Genomic DNA, 15123 nt, shown 5'->3' with positions numbered 1-15123 from the left:
TTTTACCATCAGCGGAGTTTTCGCAGCCGGGCGATTATATCTTAAAAATCGTTTCGCGGTAATATTTTAGCTCAGCGATTGACTCACGAATATCGTCCAGAGCCAAATGACTGCCCTGTTTGGTGAATCCGTCGAGCACTTCAGGCTTCCAGCGTCGGGTCAGCTCTTTGAGCGTGCTGACGTCAAGGTATCGGTAGTGGAAATAGGTTTCCAACTCCGGCATATACCGATACAGGAAGCGGCGATCCTGCCCAATACTGTTACCACAAATCGGTGATTTTCCTTTCGGCACCCACTGCTCCAGAAAAGCTAAGGTCTGACGCACCGCTTCCGCCTCATCGATCTGGCTCTGACGAACCCGCGCCACCAGCCCGCTGTTGGTGTGTGTGGTAGTACACCACTCATCCATTTTCGCCAGCTCCGCTTCCGATTGATGAACCGCCAACACGGGCCCTTCTGCAAGGATATTCAGTTCACTGTCGGTGACGATGGTCGCGATTTCAATAATTTTGTGCGTTTCGGGATCCAGACCGGTCATTTCCAGATCGACCCAGATTAAGTTCTGGTCACTAAAGGACATAGAGACGTTGCCTATTTGTTTGCCGATAAAAAAGGTACTATACCCAAATTGAGATCCCCAAGATAGGTGTATGCCGGCAGTGATAGTTCGGTGCACCTGCGATCATTGAGACAAATTGTGGCAAAGAAGAAAAAACTGACCAAAGGTCAGGTAAGACGAGTTAGAAGTAATCAAAAGCGCAAGCTCACTCAGGAAGAAACCGTTCAGTGGGACGAAACCATGCTGGGTGGCAGCAAAACCGGGTTGGTTATCACCCGCTTTGGCCAGCACGCCGACATCGAAGACACCGAGACCAAAGAGGTACATCGCTGTAATCTGCGCCGGGGTATTGAAACGCTGGTGTCCGGAGACAAAGTGATCTGGCGTTCTGGTCTGGAATCGATGGACGGCATTTCCGGTGTGGTGGAAGCTGTCGAACCTCGCAGCTCTGTGCTGACTCGCCCGGATTACTACGACGGTCTGAAGCCAGTGGCCGCCAACGTCGACCAGATGGTGATCGTCTCTTCTGTCCTGCCGGAGCTATCTCTCAATATCATTGACCGGTATCTGGTGGTGTCTGAGACACTCAACATTGTACCGCTGCTGGTGCTGAACAAAATCGATCTGCTGGATGAAGAGCAGCGTACCCTCTACCGCGAGTGGATGAGTGAATATCAGCGCATTGGTTATCGAGTTGTGCTGGTCAGTAAAGAGAGCGGCGAAGGCATCACAGAGCTCGAAGACCAGCTGCGCGATCGCGTCAATATCTTCGTTGGTCAGTCTGGGGTGGGCAAATCCAGTCTGGTGAACGCCCTGATGCCAGGTCTGGACGTCGAAGAAGGAGAAGTCTCGCAAAACTCGGGACTGGGCCAACACACCACCACCGCTGCGCGCTTGTACCACTTCCCATCCGGTGGCGATCTGATTGATTCGCCGGGCGTACGCGAATTCGGCCTGTGGCACCTGGAAGCCGACGAAGTCACCGAGGCATTTGTCGAATTTCGTCCCTACCTCGGTGGCTGTAAATTCCGTGACTGCAAACATCTGGACGATCCCGGCTGTTTGCTACGTGAAGCGGTTGAAAACGGCGAGATCAGCGAAGTACGCTTTGATAACTATCATCGCATTCTGGAAAGCATGGCGGAAAACAAAGCCAACCGTCAGTATTCCCGCAACAAAAAAGCCGACCTGTAACACACTCCTTGGCGACGCGAGATGAGACACTGCTGACAAGCGGTGCCTTTTTAAGTACTATCTCGCGCCCTGAAGATTTGAAACCGACTATTAACATTGGAACGAAACACAATGGACAAGATTAAAGTTGGACTGCAGTACTGGATTCCTCAGCACGGCCTGACCCGCCTGATGGGCAAACTGGCGTCAGCCCAGGCTGGCGGTCTGACCACCGCTGTGATCCGCTGGTTCATCAAAAAATACCACGTCAATATGGACGAAGCGCGCCACTCTGATCCGACACATTTTAAGACCTTCAATGAGTTCTTCGTACGTGAACTGAAAGACGATGCACGCCCGCTGGCAGACGGGGCGGATCTCATCACGCACCCGGCTGACGCGTGTGTCAGCCAGTTTGGCCCCATCGAAGACGGCCAACTGATCCAAGCTAAAGGTCATTACTTCAGCGCTCAGGAGTTGCTGGGGGGGGACGAGCAACTGGCCGCCGAGTTTGCCGATGGTGAGTTTGCCACTCTGTACCTGTCACCACGTGATTATCACCGGGTGCACATGCCATGTGATGGGGTATTGCGTCAGATGATTTACGTACCGGGCGATCTGTTCTCGGTCAACCCGCTGACGGCCGAAAACGTACCAAACCTGTTTGCGCGCAACGAGCGTGTGGTGTGTATTTTCGATACCGAATTCGGCCCGATGGCCCAAGTTCTGGTCGGCGCCACCATCGTCGGCAGCATTGAACTGGTCTGGGCAGGCACGGTCACGCCACCGCGTGGCAACACCGTTTACCGTTGGGATTATCCGGCGCAGGGAACTCAGTCCGTGGTACTGAAAAAAGGTCAGGAAATGGGCCGTTTCAAACTGGGCTCGACCGTGATCAACCTGTTCGCCAAAGACGCCATCCGGTTTGATGACAGCATCCAGGACAACGCACCGACACGCATGGGCGCCCCATATGCGTACCGTAAAACCGAGCAAAGTGACACAGAATAATCCCTTCACTCAGCACCTTTCCAAGCCCCGTACCTCACGGGGCTTTTTATTGATAAAAAACAAAACAATCGCATAAAAATCCGCGACATATCAAAACTCTAAGCTTGGTCTAAGACCCACCGCCACGCATCTCTTATGCTAATGACATCGACCTTATCAGAGAGTGCATTATGCCGACGATGAAAACCGAGACAGTCATCAAGCTATTCATCTGCTTCCTGCTCCCACTCGGTGTCCTGATGATGCCAATGGATGCGATACCGATCGACAACCTGACCCTGATCCAACATCGCCTGCTGGCGATTTTCCTGCTGGCGGCTCTGTTGTGGGTGCTGGAACCGGTGCCGGTGTTTGCCACCTCCATTCTGATCATCGCTCTGGAACTGGTGATGATTTCCGACAAAGGCCTGCACCTGTTCCGCACGCCGCCCAGCGGCCACGACTTGGGGCAGCTATTAGCGTATACCGACATTTTCAGCGCCTTTTCTTCGCCGATCATTATTCTGTTCATGGGTGGCTTCGCGCTGGCGATCGCCGCTTCCAAATATGAACTGGACAACAACCTGGCCCGGGTGTTGTTAAAACCGTTCGGGAATCAGCCTAGATTCATTATGCTCGGCCTGATGCTGATCACGGCCGTGTTCTCAATGTTCATGTCCAATACCGCCACCACCGTGATGATGCTGGCGCTGCTTGGCCCGATCGTCGCATCAGCGCCAAAAGGTGATCTGGGAATCAAAGCGTTGGTGCTGTGTATTCCCATCGCCGCCAATACCGGAGGCATCGCGACCCCCATCGGCACGCCCCCTAATGCGATTGCCCTGCAATACCTGACAGGGGAACACAGCATCAGCTTTCTCAGCTGGATGATGATGGGGCTACCGTTTGTTATTCTGCAACTGACCATCGCCTGGTTTTTGCTGCAGAAGCTGTTTCCGTCGACTCAGGTCCGCATGGAGCTCAAACTCAATGGTCAGTTCAGTATGCAATGGCGCGCGATTGTGGTGTACGTCACCTTTGCCGCCACCATATTGTTGTGGATGACCACACAACTGCACGGCATGAACACATACGTGGTGTCGATCATTCCCCTCGCGGTATTCACCCTGACCGGCATCATGGGTAAAGAGGAGCTTAAGTTGATCAACTGGGATGTATTGTGGCTGGTTGCCGGCGGGATCGCGATCGGCATCGCACTGGATCACACCGGTCTGGCAGCCGCGCTGGCTCATGCTATCCATTATGAAGCGCTGTCACCGATGGCGGTGGTGATTGCTCTGTCGATGGTGTGCTGGCTGATGGCAAATTTTATGTCCAACACCGCCACTGCCAACTTGTTGATGCCGATCGCCGCAGCGATTGGCAGTTCCATGGACAGCCTGACAACCGTCGGTGGCCTGCAGGGGTTGCTGGTGATCGTCGCCTTCTCGGCCTCACTGGGGATGATTCTGCCAGTATCGACACCGCCGAACTCGCTCGCCTATTCCACCGGGCTCATCGAGAGTAAAGATATGGCCAAAACCGGCCTGATCATGGGCGTGATCGGTCTGTTGGTGGTGTATGGTGCCACGCTGATGCTCACCTGATGTAACTCCGACCTCCGCGACAGAATTTCTGGATCGGAGGTCACATCATCGCAAATCCACCCCATATATACGCAATTTGGCGATAATCCACACATTTAATACGTCGACGCGATCAAATTACTCACTGCCGTCATCCACTACTATCAGCGGATGCTGTGAAGCATCTCCGTCAATTCACAACCATAACAAGGCGGAGTATGAGCCCAATCGAGGCCTGTTAGGCACTCTTCTGCTGTAATGAAGGAAAGGCAATGAGAAACACAATAAAGTTTAAAATTCAAATCGCCATAGCGATCATCATCGCGATAGTCAGCGGTGTTCAGGCATGGATTTCGGTCAGTCAACTGAGGCAGGAAACCACCTCAGCCATCAGCCAGGAAATGGAAAATGCCAGTCGGGCAACCACGCGCTACATCAGTGACTGGCTGGCCACGCGCAGCAACATGATGCTCGCCAACGAGAAGGCGATTGCAGACCAATCCAACGCCGACCGCGAGCTGCTGGTGACCAAACGGGCTGGGAACTTCCTTTCGGTGTACGCCGGTTTCAATGACGGCAGCATTGCCTACGGCGACAAAACCGAAGATTGGCCCACCGATTACGATCCGCGCAGCCGCCCCTGGTATCAGGATGCCATGGCCAGCAACGGTCTGATCATCACTGAACCCTACCAGGACTTTGATGGCAGCATCGTTGTCAGTATTGCTAAAGCCTTTTCCGGACAAAAACGCGGGGTACTGGCGGCGGATCTGACCGTCACCAACATCATTAAAGAGGTTCTCAACCTGCGTCTGGACAACAATGGTTTTGCGTTTCTGGTCGATGGCCAGAACAACATCGTGGCGTATCAGGATGAAAAACTGAGTCAGAAACCACTGACCAACCTCAATCCGGCGCTGACCGCCAGTCAGGTGGCCGAGTTGACCCGCCAGAGCAGCATCACCACTGTCGACTGGCCAGCGAAGAACGAACAGCTGGTGTATCTGGCTTCAGTGCCTAACACCGACTGGTCTCTGGGTATCGTGGTCGACAAACAGATGGCATACGCTTCGGTCTCGGAGCAGATTACCTTTACCGCCATCGCGTCGGTGGTGTTGTACGTGATCATCGCGACCATCAGTACATTGATCATCACCCGCCTGTTGATGCCACTCAAAACTCTGTCTGATGCAGTACAGGAACTGTCTCAGGGGGAAGGCGATCTGACTCAGCGTATCGACATCAAACGGATGGACGAAATCGGCGAACTGGCGACACACGTCAACCAGTTCCTCAGCCAGTTACAGCAGATGCTGCGGGGCATCGTCGATCACAGCCAGACTTTGTCGGATCAGGCCGGTCAAGCCAGTTCCCTTTCTATGCAGGCTGCTGACCGGGTCGAGCACCAGCAGAACGACGTCAACCAGATCGCCACCGCGATCCACGAAATGTCGGCTACCGCCGCCGAAGTGGCCAGCCACGCCGAACTGACCGCAACGGCCTCCCAAGCCTCGGCCAGTGCCTGTCAGGACGGCCAACAGGTGATCGAGCAAAACCGCTCATCCATCATCAGCCTGGCCAATCAGGTCACCAGTGCCGCCGATGTCATCAGCGAGCTGGAAAACAACGCCCAGAGCATCAACCAGATCCTGTCCACCATTCAGGATATTGCCGAGCAGACCAACCTGCTGGCCCTCAATGCCGCGATCGAAGCCGCACGTGCGGGTGAGCAAGGGCGCGGTTTTGCCGTGGTGGCGGATGAAGTTCGGGTACTGAGCCAGCGTACCCACGGCTCCACCGAGGAGATCCGGGCCATGATTGAAACACTGCAAGGCAACACCCGTCAGGCCGTTGACAGCATGCAAACCAGCACTCAGTTGGCGGACACCAGTGTCAGCTACGCGCAGGAAGCTCAGGACAGCTTGTCGAAAATCACAACTGCAATTAATGAAATCAATGATATGGCCTTGCAAATCGCCAGTGCGGCGGAAGAGCAGCGTGCGGTCAGTGAAGACATCAGTCGCAATACACAAGGCATCAAAGACGCCTCCGATGCGCTGGCTCAGCAGTCCATCCAGAGCAGCGAAAGTGCGGCAGACATGAACCGAGCGGCGGACGCAATGCGCCAGCAGATCAGTCGCTTTAAAGTCTGATCTCACCCGGCCTCAATCTTTGCTTTGTGACCCGGCCTGATTGAGGCATAGTGATGTCCTTAACTTCCCTCCCAGTACAAGGACGTCTTTTTCATGGGTTACGAATGGTTAGCGTTGGCGGCCGCGTTTTTATGGGCGGTCGCCAGCTTGTTGTCTGTGACACCCGCACAACACCTCGGCACGTTTGCTTACAGCCGTTGGCGTATGGGCTGCACGGCCTTGATTCTGTCGCTGATGGCCTGGCTGTCCGGAGGCTGGTCAAGCGTCGCAGATAACGCCATTACCCCAATGATGCTGTCCGGTCTGATCGGGATCTTTATCGGTGATACCGCGCTGTTCGCCTGCCTTAACCGGATGGGACCACGCCAGGCCGGGCTGCTATTCTCCTGTCACGCAGTGTTCTCAGCCATTCTCGGCTATTTTCTGTTTAGCGAAAGCATGACCACCAATGAGCTGATCGGCGCTGCACTGGTGTTTTCCGGTGTACTGACGGCAATCTTTTTTGGCCGCCGAGGCCAGAGCAGTAATCACCTTGAAGCCGTCAAAGGCAACGTCTGGATCGGCGTGGCACTGGGGCTGACCGCCGCACTGTGCCAGGCACTCGGTGGAATAATCGCCAAACCTGTGATGCAAACCGATATTGATCCCATTGCGGCCTCGGCGATCCGGATGATCACCGCATTCATCGCGCACTCCTTACTGCTGCTGAGCGGAGCCCGCCTGGCCCGCGCAACCCAACGAATGACCGTCAGAATATTTGCGATCACCGCCATCAACGGCTTTTTGGCCATGGCGGTTGGGATGACCTTAATCCTCTACGCACTGCGCGAAGGCAACGTCGGCATGGTGGCCTTGCTCTCTTCGACCACACCCATCATGCTATTGCCTATACTATGGATCTACACTCGGCGCCGCCCTAACCGATACGCTTGGCTGGGAGCCGTCGTTGCGGTGTGCGGGACCGGAATACTGGTCTCGTGACCACAATACCCGGATAAAGGGTGTTGCTAATAAATTTTCATTTTGAGGTGGTTTCTGATCATTTCGGCCGCTCCGATTGCATTGATAGGGAGAATCATTGATCTTAACCTACTGCAATCACTTCAAAGTGTAGTAAAATTACGCTAATTTCTTTCTAAAGTTACTTTGAATTTGACGAGGTCATAACTATGTCAGCTAAGAAGCCAATGGCACTGGTGATTCTTGACGGTTGGGGTTACCGTGAAGACAACGACAGCAACGCAATCAACAACGCGAACACTCCGGTCATGGACAGCCTGATGGCAAACAATCCACACACGCTGATTTCAGCGTCCGGTATGGATGTTGGCCTGCCAGACGGTCAGATGGGTAACTCAGAAGTGGGCCACACCAATATCGGTGCCGGCCGCGTGGTTTACCAAGATCTGACCCGTATCACCAAAGCGATTGCTGACGGTGAATTCCAACACAACCCGACTCTGGTCAACGCCATTGATAAGGCGGTCGCTGCCGGCAAAGCGGTGCACCTGATGGGTCTTATGTCACCGGGTGGCGTACACTCACACGAAGATCACATCTACGCAGCGGTTAAAATGGCCGCCGAACGTGGCGCGGAGAAAATCTACCTGCACTGCTTCCTCGATGGCCGTGATACGCCGCCACGCAGCGCAGAAAACTCACTGCAACGCTTTGACGCGCTGTTTGCTGAACTGGGCAAGGGCCGCATCGCCTCGCTGGTTGGCCGTTACTACGCCATGGACCGCGACAACAACTGGGAACGCGTTGAAAAAGCATACGACCTGCTGACTCAGGCACAAGGCGACTTCACTTATGACTCCGCGGTAGCGGGTCTGGAAGCCGCTTACGCCCGTGAAGAAAACGATGAGTTTGTCAAAGCCACGGAAATCCGGGCAGAAGGCCAAGAGTCTGCCGCGATGCAAGATGGCGACGCCGTGATCTTCATGAACTACCGTGCAGACCGTGCCCGCCAAATTACCCGCACTTTTGTATCGGGTTTTGAAGGGTTCGAGCGCAAAGCGTTCCCACAAGTCGACTTTGTGATGCTGACTCAGTACGCCGCTGACATTCCACTGCTGTGCGCATTCCCACCAGCATCGCTGGACAATACGTACGGTGAATGGCTGGCGAAAGCCGGCAAAACTCAGCTGCGCATCTCGGAAACAGAGAAATACGCACACGTAACCTTCTTCTTCAATGGTGGCGTGGAAACTGAGTTTGACGGCGAAGAGCGTCAACTGGTGGCGTCACCAAAAGTAGCGACTTACGACCTTCAGCCAGAAATGAGCGCACCTGAATTGACCGACAAACTGGTTGCAGCGATCAAATCCGGCAAGTACGACGCGATCATCTGTAACTACCCGAATGGCGATATGGTTGGTCACACCGGCGTATACGACGCCGCCGTTCAGGCCTGTGAAGCCGTAGATGAATGCATTGGCCGTGTAGTTGAAGCCATTAAAGAAGTGGACGGTCAGCTGCTGATCACCGCCGACCACGGTAACGCTGAAATGATGGTGAACCCGGAAACTGGTGGCACGCACACGGCGCACACCAACCTGCCGGTGCCACTGATCTACGTTGGCGGCAAAGATCTGGAATTCAAATCTGGCGGCAAACTGTCGGATCTGGCACCAACCATGTTGTCACTGACCGACATGGAAATTCCTTCAGAAATGTCCGGTGACGTACTGTACAAATAAGTACACGATGTCGATACCACGCCCTGCTCACCAGCGGGGCGTTTTTTTCATCGGCGTTCGACAGAGGAAGTTTTGACATAGTCCTTTCTTCTGACAAAAGTCTTTGGGTATACTGGCTTACCTGAATCTGGGATACGGAACCACACAAACCATGACCTTCTGCTTTTCGTCGCCGCTCGTTTTTTTTCGTCGTAGCCTGACTATTGCGACACTCATGTTGGTCTCATCCGCTTTGACACCGGCACACGCCGTATCACCGAACGAGCTCAAAGGCGTAAAAAGCGAAATCACCCGTCAGCAAAAATCCCTCAGCTCACAGCAAAACGAACTGGATAAGCTGCAAAAATCGCTCAAGCAACAGGAGCTTGGGATCAGCAGGCTGGAAACCCAGATCAAACAAACCAAGGCTTCACTGGTCACGGCCAACGCCAATATTGCCAAACTCAAAGAGAAAATCACTCAGCTCGAAGCACAAAAAACCGCCCAAAGCGACAAGCTGGCGCAACTGTTGCAAAACTATTACATGATGAATAAAAGCAACGGTTCGAATCTGCTGCGCAGCGATCCGGAAGAAGATCGCATGAGTCAATATTTCCAGCACCTGGCTAAAGCACGAGCGGAAACCATCGAAGCACTGGAGATCACCCAACAAGAGTTGAACGACAGCGAACGTCAGCTAGAGCTGGAAAAAGAACAGATCACCTCGCTGCTCAAAGAGCAGACCGACAAACGGGACGAACTGGCTCAGACACAGTCCAAACGCAAACAGACCGTCAACAAGATCAAAGGCAACATCTCCAGCAACAAAGTCTACTTGGCAGAGCTGCAACGCAATGAAACCCGGCTCAAGGCCGAAATCGCCAAAGCCGCCAAGCGTAACGCCGTCCCAATGGACGGCCTCGGCCGTCAGAAAGGTCGCCTGCCCTGGCCACTCAACGGCCGGGTATTGCACAGCTATGGCTCGCATCAAACCGGACAAATTAACTGGAAAGGCATGGTGATCGGTGCCAGTTACGGTCAGGCGGTCAAAGCGGTGTATCCGGGCACGGTGGTGTTTGCCGAATACCTGCGCGGTTATGGTCTGGTGGTGCTGCTCGATCACGGCAAAGGCGACATGACTCTTTACGGCTTTAACCAAACGCTGCTGAAAAAAGAAGGCGATAAAGTCACCGCCGGTGAAACCATTGCGCTCGCGGGTGATACCGGTGGTCAGAGCCAGCCGGGCTTGTATTTTGAAATCCGCCGTAACAGCAAAACCCAGAACCCATCAAGCTGGCTGAAATAATCAGTAGTAAGCTTCAATTACCGCAATTAAACGCGGCAACACTTCGCGCGGCAACACATTAATGCCTGCTGCCGCCTCGCGGCCACCTCCGGTGGCAAACTGGGTACAAATCGCCGCCGCGCCCTGCTTGTTGTCCAGCGGTGCGCGCAGCGACACGGTCAGAGAACCCTGGCGATTGGGGGTGACCACCAGATGCGCTCTGGATGGCGTCTGATTGGCCAACGTATTGCCAAGCACCCCACTAATCCGCCGCGATGCCGCACTGTCATCGAGATGATAAACGGCCAGTTTATCCGAGACGTAATCCGCTGCGAGTGCCTGCACTTGTTGCATGTCCGCCGCGTAGGCTTGCTTTAGGCGCAGATACGGTGACGCCGGATCGCTGATGGCCTCCAGCGGCGAAGTGTACTCCAGTAATGCGCGAAACAGCTCGGCCGGATGAACATGCAGATCCGCCACTTCGGCCCCATAACCATTGTAATTGATCAGGGTGCCTAGTTCACGCAACGGGTCCCTTTGCTCACGAGACAAGCCCGCCGCCGTCGCTAGTTCATCGGCACGCGCGATCAGATTGTCGCCGTACGCAGCGGTGATCGCCCATAAGTGAAACCGCCCTTGCAACAGCTCATCAATGATCAGAGCGGTACAAGTGTTCGGATCTAAGTTGATGTGCGCCTGCAGCGCCGGATGGGTAGGAATCTCGCCCGGTTGATGATGGTCGGCGTAAAACACGCTGGCGCCAGCGCTCAGCAAGCGCAACAACGCGCTCTGGTTCTTCGCCATGGAAATGTCCAACACCGTCAGCGTGTCTCCATCAGCGGCGTCCAGCGGCTCCAATAACTGAATATCCCGCTTCACGCCCGTGACCAACCTCGCCGGCCTGGGCTCGGCCAGACGAAGTTGCACCAGAGAGAGAATGCCGTCGGCATCCCCGTTGAAGACATCAAAATGCATGCAATTACCCCGCGCGGTAACGTCCGTTCAAAGAGATTAATCTAACGGTTTCACGGCCGGGCAACAAAGAGCAAAAGGTTATAAGTCAGTCTGTTACGATAGGATCAACTCAGGAATACATGGCTTTGACGCCATCTTCCAGCAATTGCAGTTGTTCCCGCCCCTGCGCAGTGGCGCTTGGCTTCACCACCGCGATCATCTGCAACATCCCCTGATGCACCACCCGTTCGGTGATGTCGGTGTTTTTCGACATCGCTGACTGATACCCCAACCAGCTGTACGCAATCATGTGGAGCGTCGTCACCAAGGCTTTCAGGTCCGCATCACTGCCTTTAAGCAGGCCGAGTTCAACAAACACGCCCATGATATCAACCAGGTTAGACTGAAGCCGCTCTTGTACCTGAATGTACTCTTCCTGCAACACCTGATCGCGCTGAAGAATTTCTGGCATATTGGCGTAGAAAAAACGGTATTTCCACATCAGGGTGAAGATCGAGTCCAGGTATTGTTTCAGCAACACCAGACTCTCCTGCTGCCCCTGGATCGGCGTGAACCGCTCCAGCAGCTCAGCCGAGTACAACGCGAAAATCTCCCGCACAATCTCCTGCTTATTACGAAAATGGTAATAGAGATTGCCGGGACTGATATCGATGTGCGCCGCAATGTGATTGGTGGTCACATTACGCTCACCTTGTTGATTAAACAGTTCCAGTGCCGCATAAACGATTTTATCGCGTGTTTTCATCGATTTATTCAATTCCCGCTGAGTATTTATCTGAGTATAGCGACTAGTTTACGCTATAAGCAAAAAGCGCCTGGTCTTATCAGGCGCTTTTGCGAAGGTGATTATTTGTGGTACGGCCGGGACAACTGGTGGACAGCCTCGACAAACACACCGGCGTTTTCCGGCGGCACATCCAGATGGATGCCGTGTCCGAGGTTAAAGACATGGCCGGTCCCGTCGTGGCCAAATCCGTCCAGAATCGATGCCACTTCTTCACGAATACGTTCCGGCTGGGCATACAACATTGACGGATCCATGTTGCCCTGTAGGGCCACTTGCTCGCCCACACGCGCCTTGGCGTCAGCAATATTGATCGTCCAGTCCAGTCCAACCGCATCACAGCCCGTGGCCGCAATCTGCTCCAGCCACATACCGCCATTTTTGGTGAACAATGTGACGGGCACGCGGCGACCTTCATTTTCACGAATCAGGCCATCGACGATCTTGTGCATGTACTGCAATGAGAACAGGTTGTAGTCACGCGGCGTCAGCACCCCACCCCATGTATCAAACACCATCACAGACTGAGCGCCGGCTTTGATTTGGGCATTGAGGTATTCGATCACGCTGTCGGCCAGTTTATCCAGCAACGCGTGCAGCGTGTGCGGCTCGGCGTACATCATCTTCTTGATCTTGGTGAAGGCTTTCGAGCTGCCACCTTCGACCATGTAAGTCGCCAATGTCCACGGACTGCCGGAGAAACCAATCAGAGGGACTTCTCCTTTAAGATCTTTACGGATCTGGCGTACCGCATTCATCACGTATTGCAGTTCACCCTCAGGATCAGGCAGACCAATCTTATCCACGTCAGCCTTACAGGTGATGGGATTATCAAATACCGGACCTTCGCCGGCTGCGAAACGCAGGCCCAACCCCATGGCATCCGGGATGGTCAGAATATCGGAAAACAGAATCGCCGCATCAAGTGGAAAACGACGCAACGGCTGAAGAGTCACTTCTGATGCCAACTCCGCGTTGCGACACAGCGACATAAAGTCGCCGGCCTGCGCCCGGGTTTCACGGTACTCTGGCAGGTAGCGGCCAGCCTGACGCATCATCCACACCGGAGTGTAATCGACAGGTTGTTTCAACAAGGCACGAAGGTAGCGGTCATTCTTTAATTCAGTCATTCCGTTATTCCACTTATTTGAGGCGCTTTTTGTGGGCGCTATTCTAACACTCTTCGCCTCGCAAAATCAGTCGGCTTTGCAATCTGGATCAAGTTATTAACTTTTAAATCAGTGCTTAATTTGCACCCACCTGACTTCAATGTTAAAAATTTGTTCGCTAGCGAAAACAATAATTACTCACTAAGTCCGTGAGGCTCAGCATCTCATAACGACATCTTACTTACCCCCTCCTACCCGGAGGGTTTTTTTTGCCTATTTTTCAGTATGATGTCCAGATTTGATGCGTTCTATCGTGTGCTCGATCAACGCTCTTGCAATGGTCCCTGGCGGGGCGACGGGCGGCATCTCATCCACCTCAAACCAGCGCGCATCACTCAGTTCACTGTAGTCCGGTTTTAGCACGCCGCTGTGGTAATCGGCCACAAACCCCATCATCATGCTCGACGGAAATGCCCACGGCTGGCTGCCAAAATAACGGATGTTACGCACTTCAATACCGGTCTCTTCACGGACTTCACGTGCCACACACTGCTCCAGCGTTTCCCCGACTTCCAAGAAACCGGCGATCACCGTATACATGCCATTACGATGGCGCGGATGTTGTGCCAGCAATATCCGCTGCTGATCACGGACGGCGACAATAATACACGGGAAGATCCGCGGATAATGCAGTGTTCGGCAGTCACCGCATTGCATTGCCAATTGATTGTGATTGAGATGATTGCGTCCTCCGCACTGCGGACAAAAGCGCATCGACTGAGTCATGTGACCGTATTGCACCGCCTTGCTGAGAAGCAAAAACAGTGGTTCAGGTAAGTGCAGGCAATCACGCAGTGACACCATCTCCAGTGGTCGATCGACGTGGTGTTCATCCAGCCACATTACAGCGTTACCCTGATAGTCACCGATACACACCGCTTGTTCAGCCGGCAGTTCAAAATCACTGGCTTTTCCTTTCGGTAGCATACCGGATGCCATCCAGAGCTCACTTCCTGATACAACACACCAGTAAGCTTGGTCACCATAGTTGACTTCACTGTTTTCCACTGTCGCCACTCCTATCAACTTGCAGTTCGTTCATTTTACTGGCAATCTAATTTCATACCAGAGTTAATCAACCTGGACAATTCAGGCAAAAACTCTTGTGAGCAAAAGAGCTTAACACTCTAATGGACACTTTGCTGAGCGAAGTTAAATAGTCACGGGAATGTGACTCGATCATGAGGGCATGGTCATGCTAAAAAAATTCAAACACACGCAGGAACAATGGGGTGGCTCCAGTGATGTCATCGACCACTGGCTGGAAACCAGGCAACGTTTGATAGTTGAATACTGTAAACTGGCCTCTCTGCAACCCTGCGCAAACAAATCTGCCGTACTGGAACTCCCTTCTCCCCCTGAAATTCACAGCTTCTGCGAACATCTGGTTGACTATATCTCCGAAGGTCACTACCAAATCTACGACATGGTGATGGATAAATGGCAATCGACCGGTTTTACCGCCACCGACGAGATCAACCAAACCTACGCCAAAATCGTGTTAACCACTGAGCCGCTGATTGAATTCTACGAACGCTATTCGGCAGTGGATGAAAAAGACGATCTGGAGAACTTCGACAATGCCTTATCCGACGTCGGGGAAACCATGGAATACCGTTTTGAGGTAGAAGACCAGCTGATCCAACTGATCGCCGACAGCTTATCGGTGCCACCCGGCGCCTAGGCGTGTCCACGATCAACGTTTAACTTAGGTGGGCATACACTTATCCGGCAAGACCTGCTGTCTGTCTTCGCTTTACTCCAGACA

The 15123-nt window shown here is 53.5% G+C and carries 13 protein-coding genes; 8 read left to right on the top strand and 5 right to left on the bottom strand.

What is annotated here, in order from left to right; translation table 11 throughout:
- Nucleotides 1-34 precede the first annotated feature (34 nt).
- Nucleotides 35-580: an oligoribonuclease gene (gene orn / locus VPR01S_RS21010; RefSeq protein WP_021707382.1), complete on the bottom strand. Its 546-nt coding sequence runs from the start codon at nt 578-580 to the stop codon at nt 35-37.
- 117 nt (nt 581-697) lie between these two features.
- Between orn and rsgA the strand changes: the two genes are divergently transcribed.
- The 7 genes from rsgA to VPR01S_RS20975 all read left to right on the top strand — a co-directional run bounded on the left by rsgA (nt 698) and on the right by VPR01S_RS20975 (nt 10448).
- On the top strand, nt 698-1753 hold the full coding sequence (gene rsgA / locus VPR01S_RS21005) for a small ribosomal subunit biogenesis GTPase RsgA (protein WP_021707381.1): 1056 nt from the start codon (nt 698-700) through the stop codon (nt 1751-1753).
- A 111-nt stretch (nt 1754-1864) separates the two neighbouring features.
- Nucleotides 1865-2743 carry an archaetidylserine decarboxylase gene (asd, locus tag VPR01S_RS21000; protein ID WP_021707380.1) on the top strand — a complete coding sequence of 293 codons (879 nt, stop codon included), beginning with the start codon at nt 1865-1867 and terminating at the stop codon, nt 2741-2743.
- A gap of 170 nt (nt 2744-2913) precedes the next feature.
- Nucleotides 2914-4329: an SLC13 family permease gene (locus VPR01S_RS20995; protein WP_021707379.1), complete on the top strand. Its 1416-nt coding sequence runs from the start codon at nt 2914-2916 to the stop codon at nt 4327-4329.
- Nucleotides 4330-4580: 251 nt separating this feature from the next.
- On the top strand, nt 4581-6461 hold the full coding sequence (locus VPR01S_RS20990; protein ID WP_021707378.1) for a methyl-accepting chemotaxis protein: 1881 nt from the start codon (nt 4581-4583) through the stop codon (nt 6459-6461).
- A gap of 93 nt (nt 6462-6554) precedes the next feature.
- Nucleotides 6555-7442, top strand: a complete 888-nt coding sequence (locus VPR01S_RS20985) for a DMT family transporter (protein ID WP_021707377.1) — start codon at nt 6555-6557, stop codon at nt 7440-7442.
- Between the two features lie 188 nt (nt 7443-7630).
- A complete protein-coding gene (gpmM, locus tag VPR01S_RS20980; RefSeq protein ID WP_021707376.1) occupies nt 7631-9163 on the top strand; it encodes a 2,3-bisphosphoglycerate-independent phosphoglycerate mutase in 1533 nt (510 codons plus the stop codon).
- Nucleotides 9164-9377: 214 nt separating this feature from the next.
- Nucleotides 9378-10448, top strand: coding sequence for a murein hydrolase activator EnvC family protein (locus VPR01S_RS20975; protein WP_245580806.1), 1071 nt, complete (start codon nt 9378-9380; stop codon nt 10446-10448).
- Here VPR01S_RS20975 and VPR01S_RS20970 read toward each other — a convergent pair whose 3' ends face one another.
- The 4 genes from VPR01S_RS20970 to nudC all read right to left on the bottom strand — a co-directional run bounded on the left by VPR01S_RS20970 (nt 10449) and on the right by nudC (nt 14363).
- Entirely contained in the window at nt 10449-11402 is a 954-nt protein-coding gene (locus VPR01S_RS20970; RefSeq protein ID WP_021707374.1) for a hypothetical protein, read from the bottom strand.
- A 109-nt stretch (nt 11403-11511) separates the two neighbouring features.
- Nucleotides 11512-12147 carry a TetR/AcrR family transcriptional regulator gene (locus VPR01S_RS20965; protein ID WP_021707373.1) on the bottom strand — a complete coding sequence of 212 codons (636 nt, stop codon included), beginning with the start codon at nt 12145-12147 and terminating at the stop codon, nt 11512-11514.
- A gap of 101 nt (nt 12148-12248) precedes the next feature.
- Nucleotides 12249-13316, bottom strand: coding sequence for a uroporphyrinogen decarboxylase (gene hemE / locus VPR01S_RS20960; RefSeq protein WP_021707372.1), 1068 nt, complete (start codon nt 13314-13316; stop codon nt 12249-12251).
- Nucleotides 13317-13568: 252 nt separating this feature from the next.
- Complete coding sequence (gene nudC / locus VPR01S_RS20955; protein ID WP_021707371.1) at nt 13569-14363, bottom strand: NAD(+) diphosphatase; 795 nt, start codon at nt 14361-14363, stop codon at nt 13569-13571.
- Nucleotides 14364-14544: 181 nt separating this feature from the next.
- On the opposite strand from nudC, the gene VPR01S_RS20950 reads away from it, so the two are divergent.
- Nucleotides 14545-15039, top strand: coding sequence for an Rsd/AlgQ family anti-sigma factor (locus VPR01S_RS20950; protein WP_021707370.1), 495 nt, complete (start codon nt 14545-14547; stop codon nt 15037-15039).
- The last annotated feature ends 84 nt before the right edge of the window (nt 15040-15123 follow it).

This window comes from Vibrio proteolyticus NBRC 13287, from assembly GCF_000467125.1.
GTDB lineage: Bacteria > Pseudomonadota > Gammaproteobacteria > Enterobacterales > Vibrionaceae > Vibrio > Vibrio proteolyticus.
Note: the sequence above shows the minus strand (reverse complement) of the source record. Positions and strands in the feature narration are given on the sequence as shown.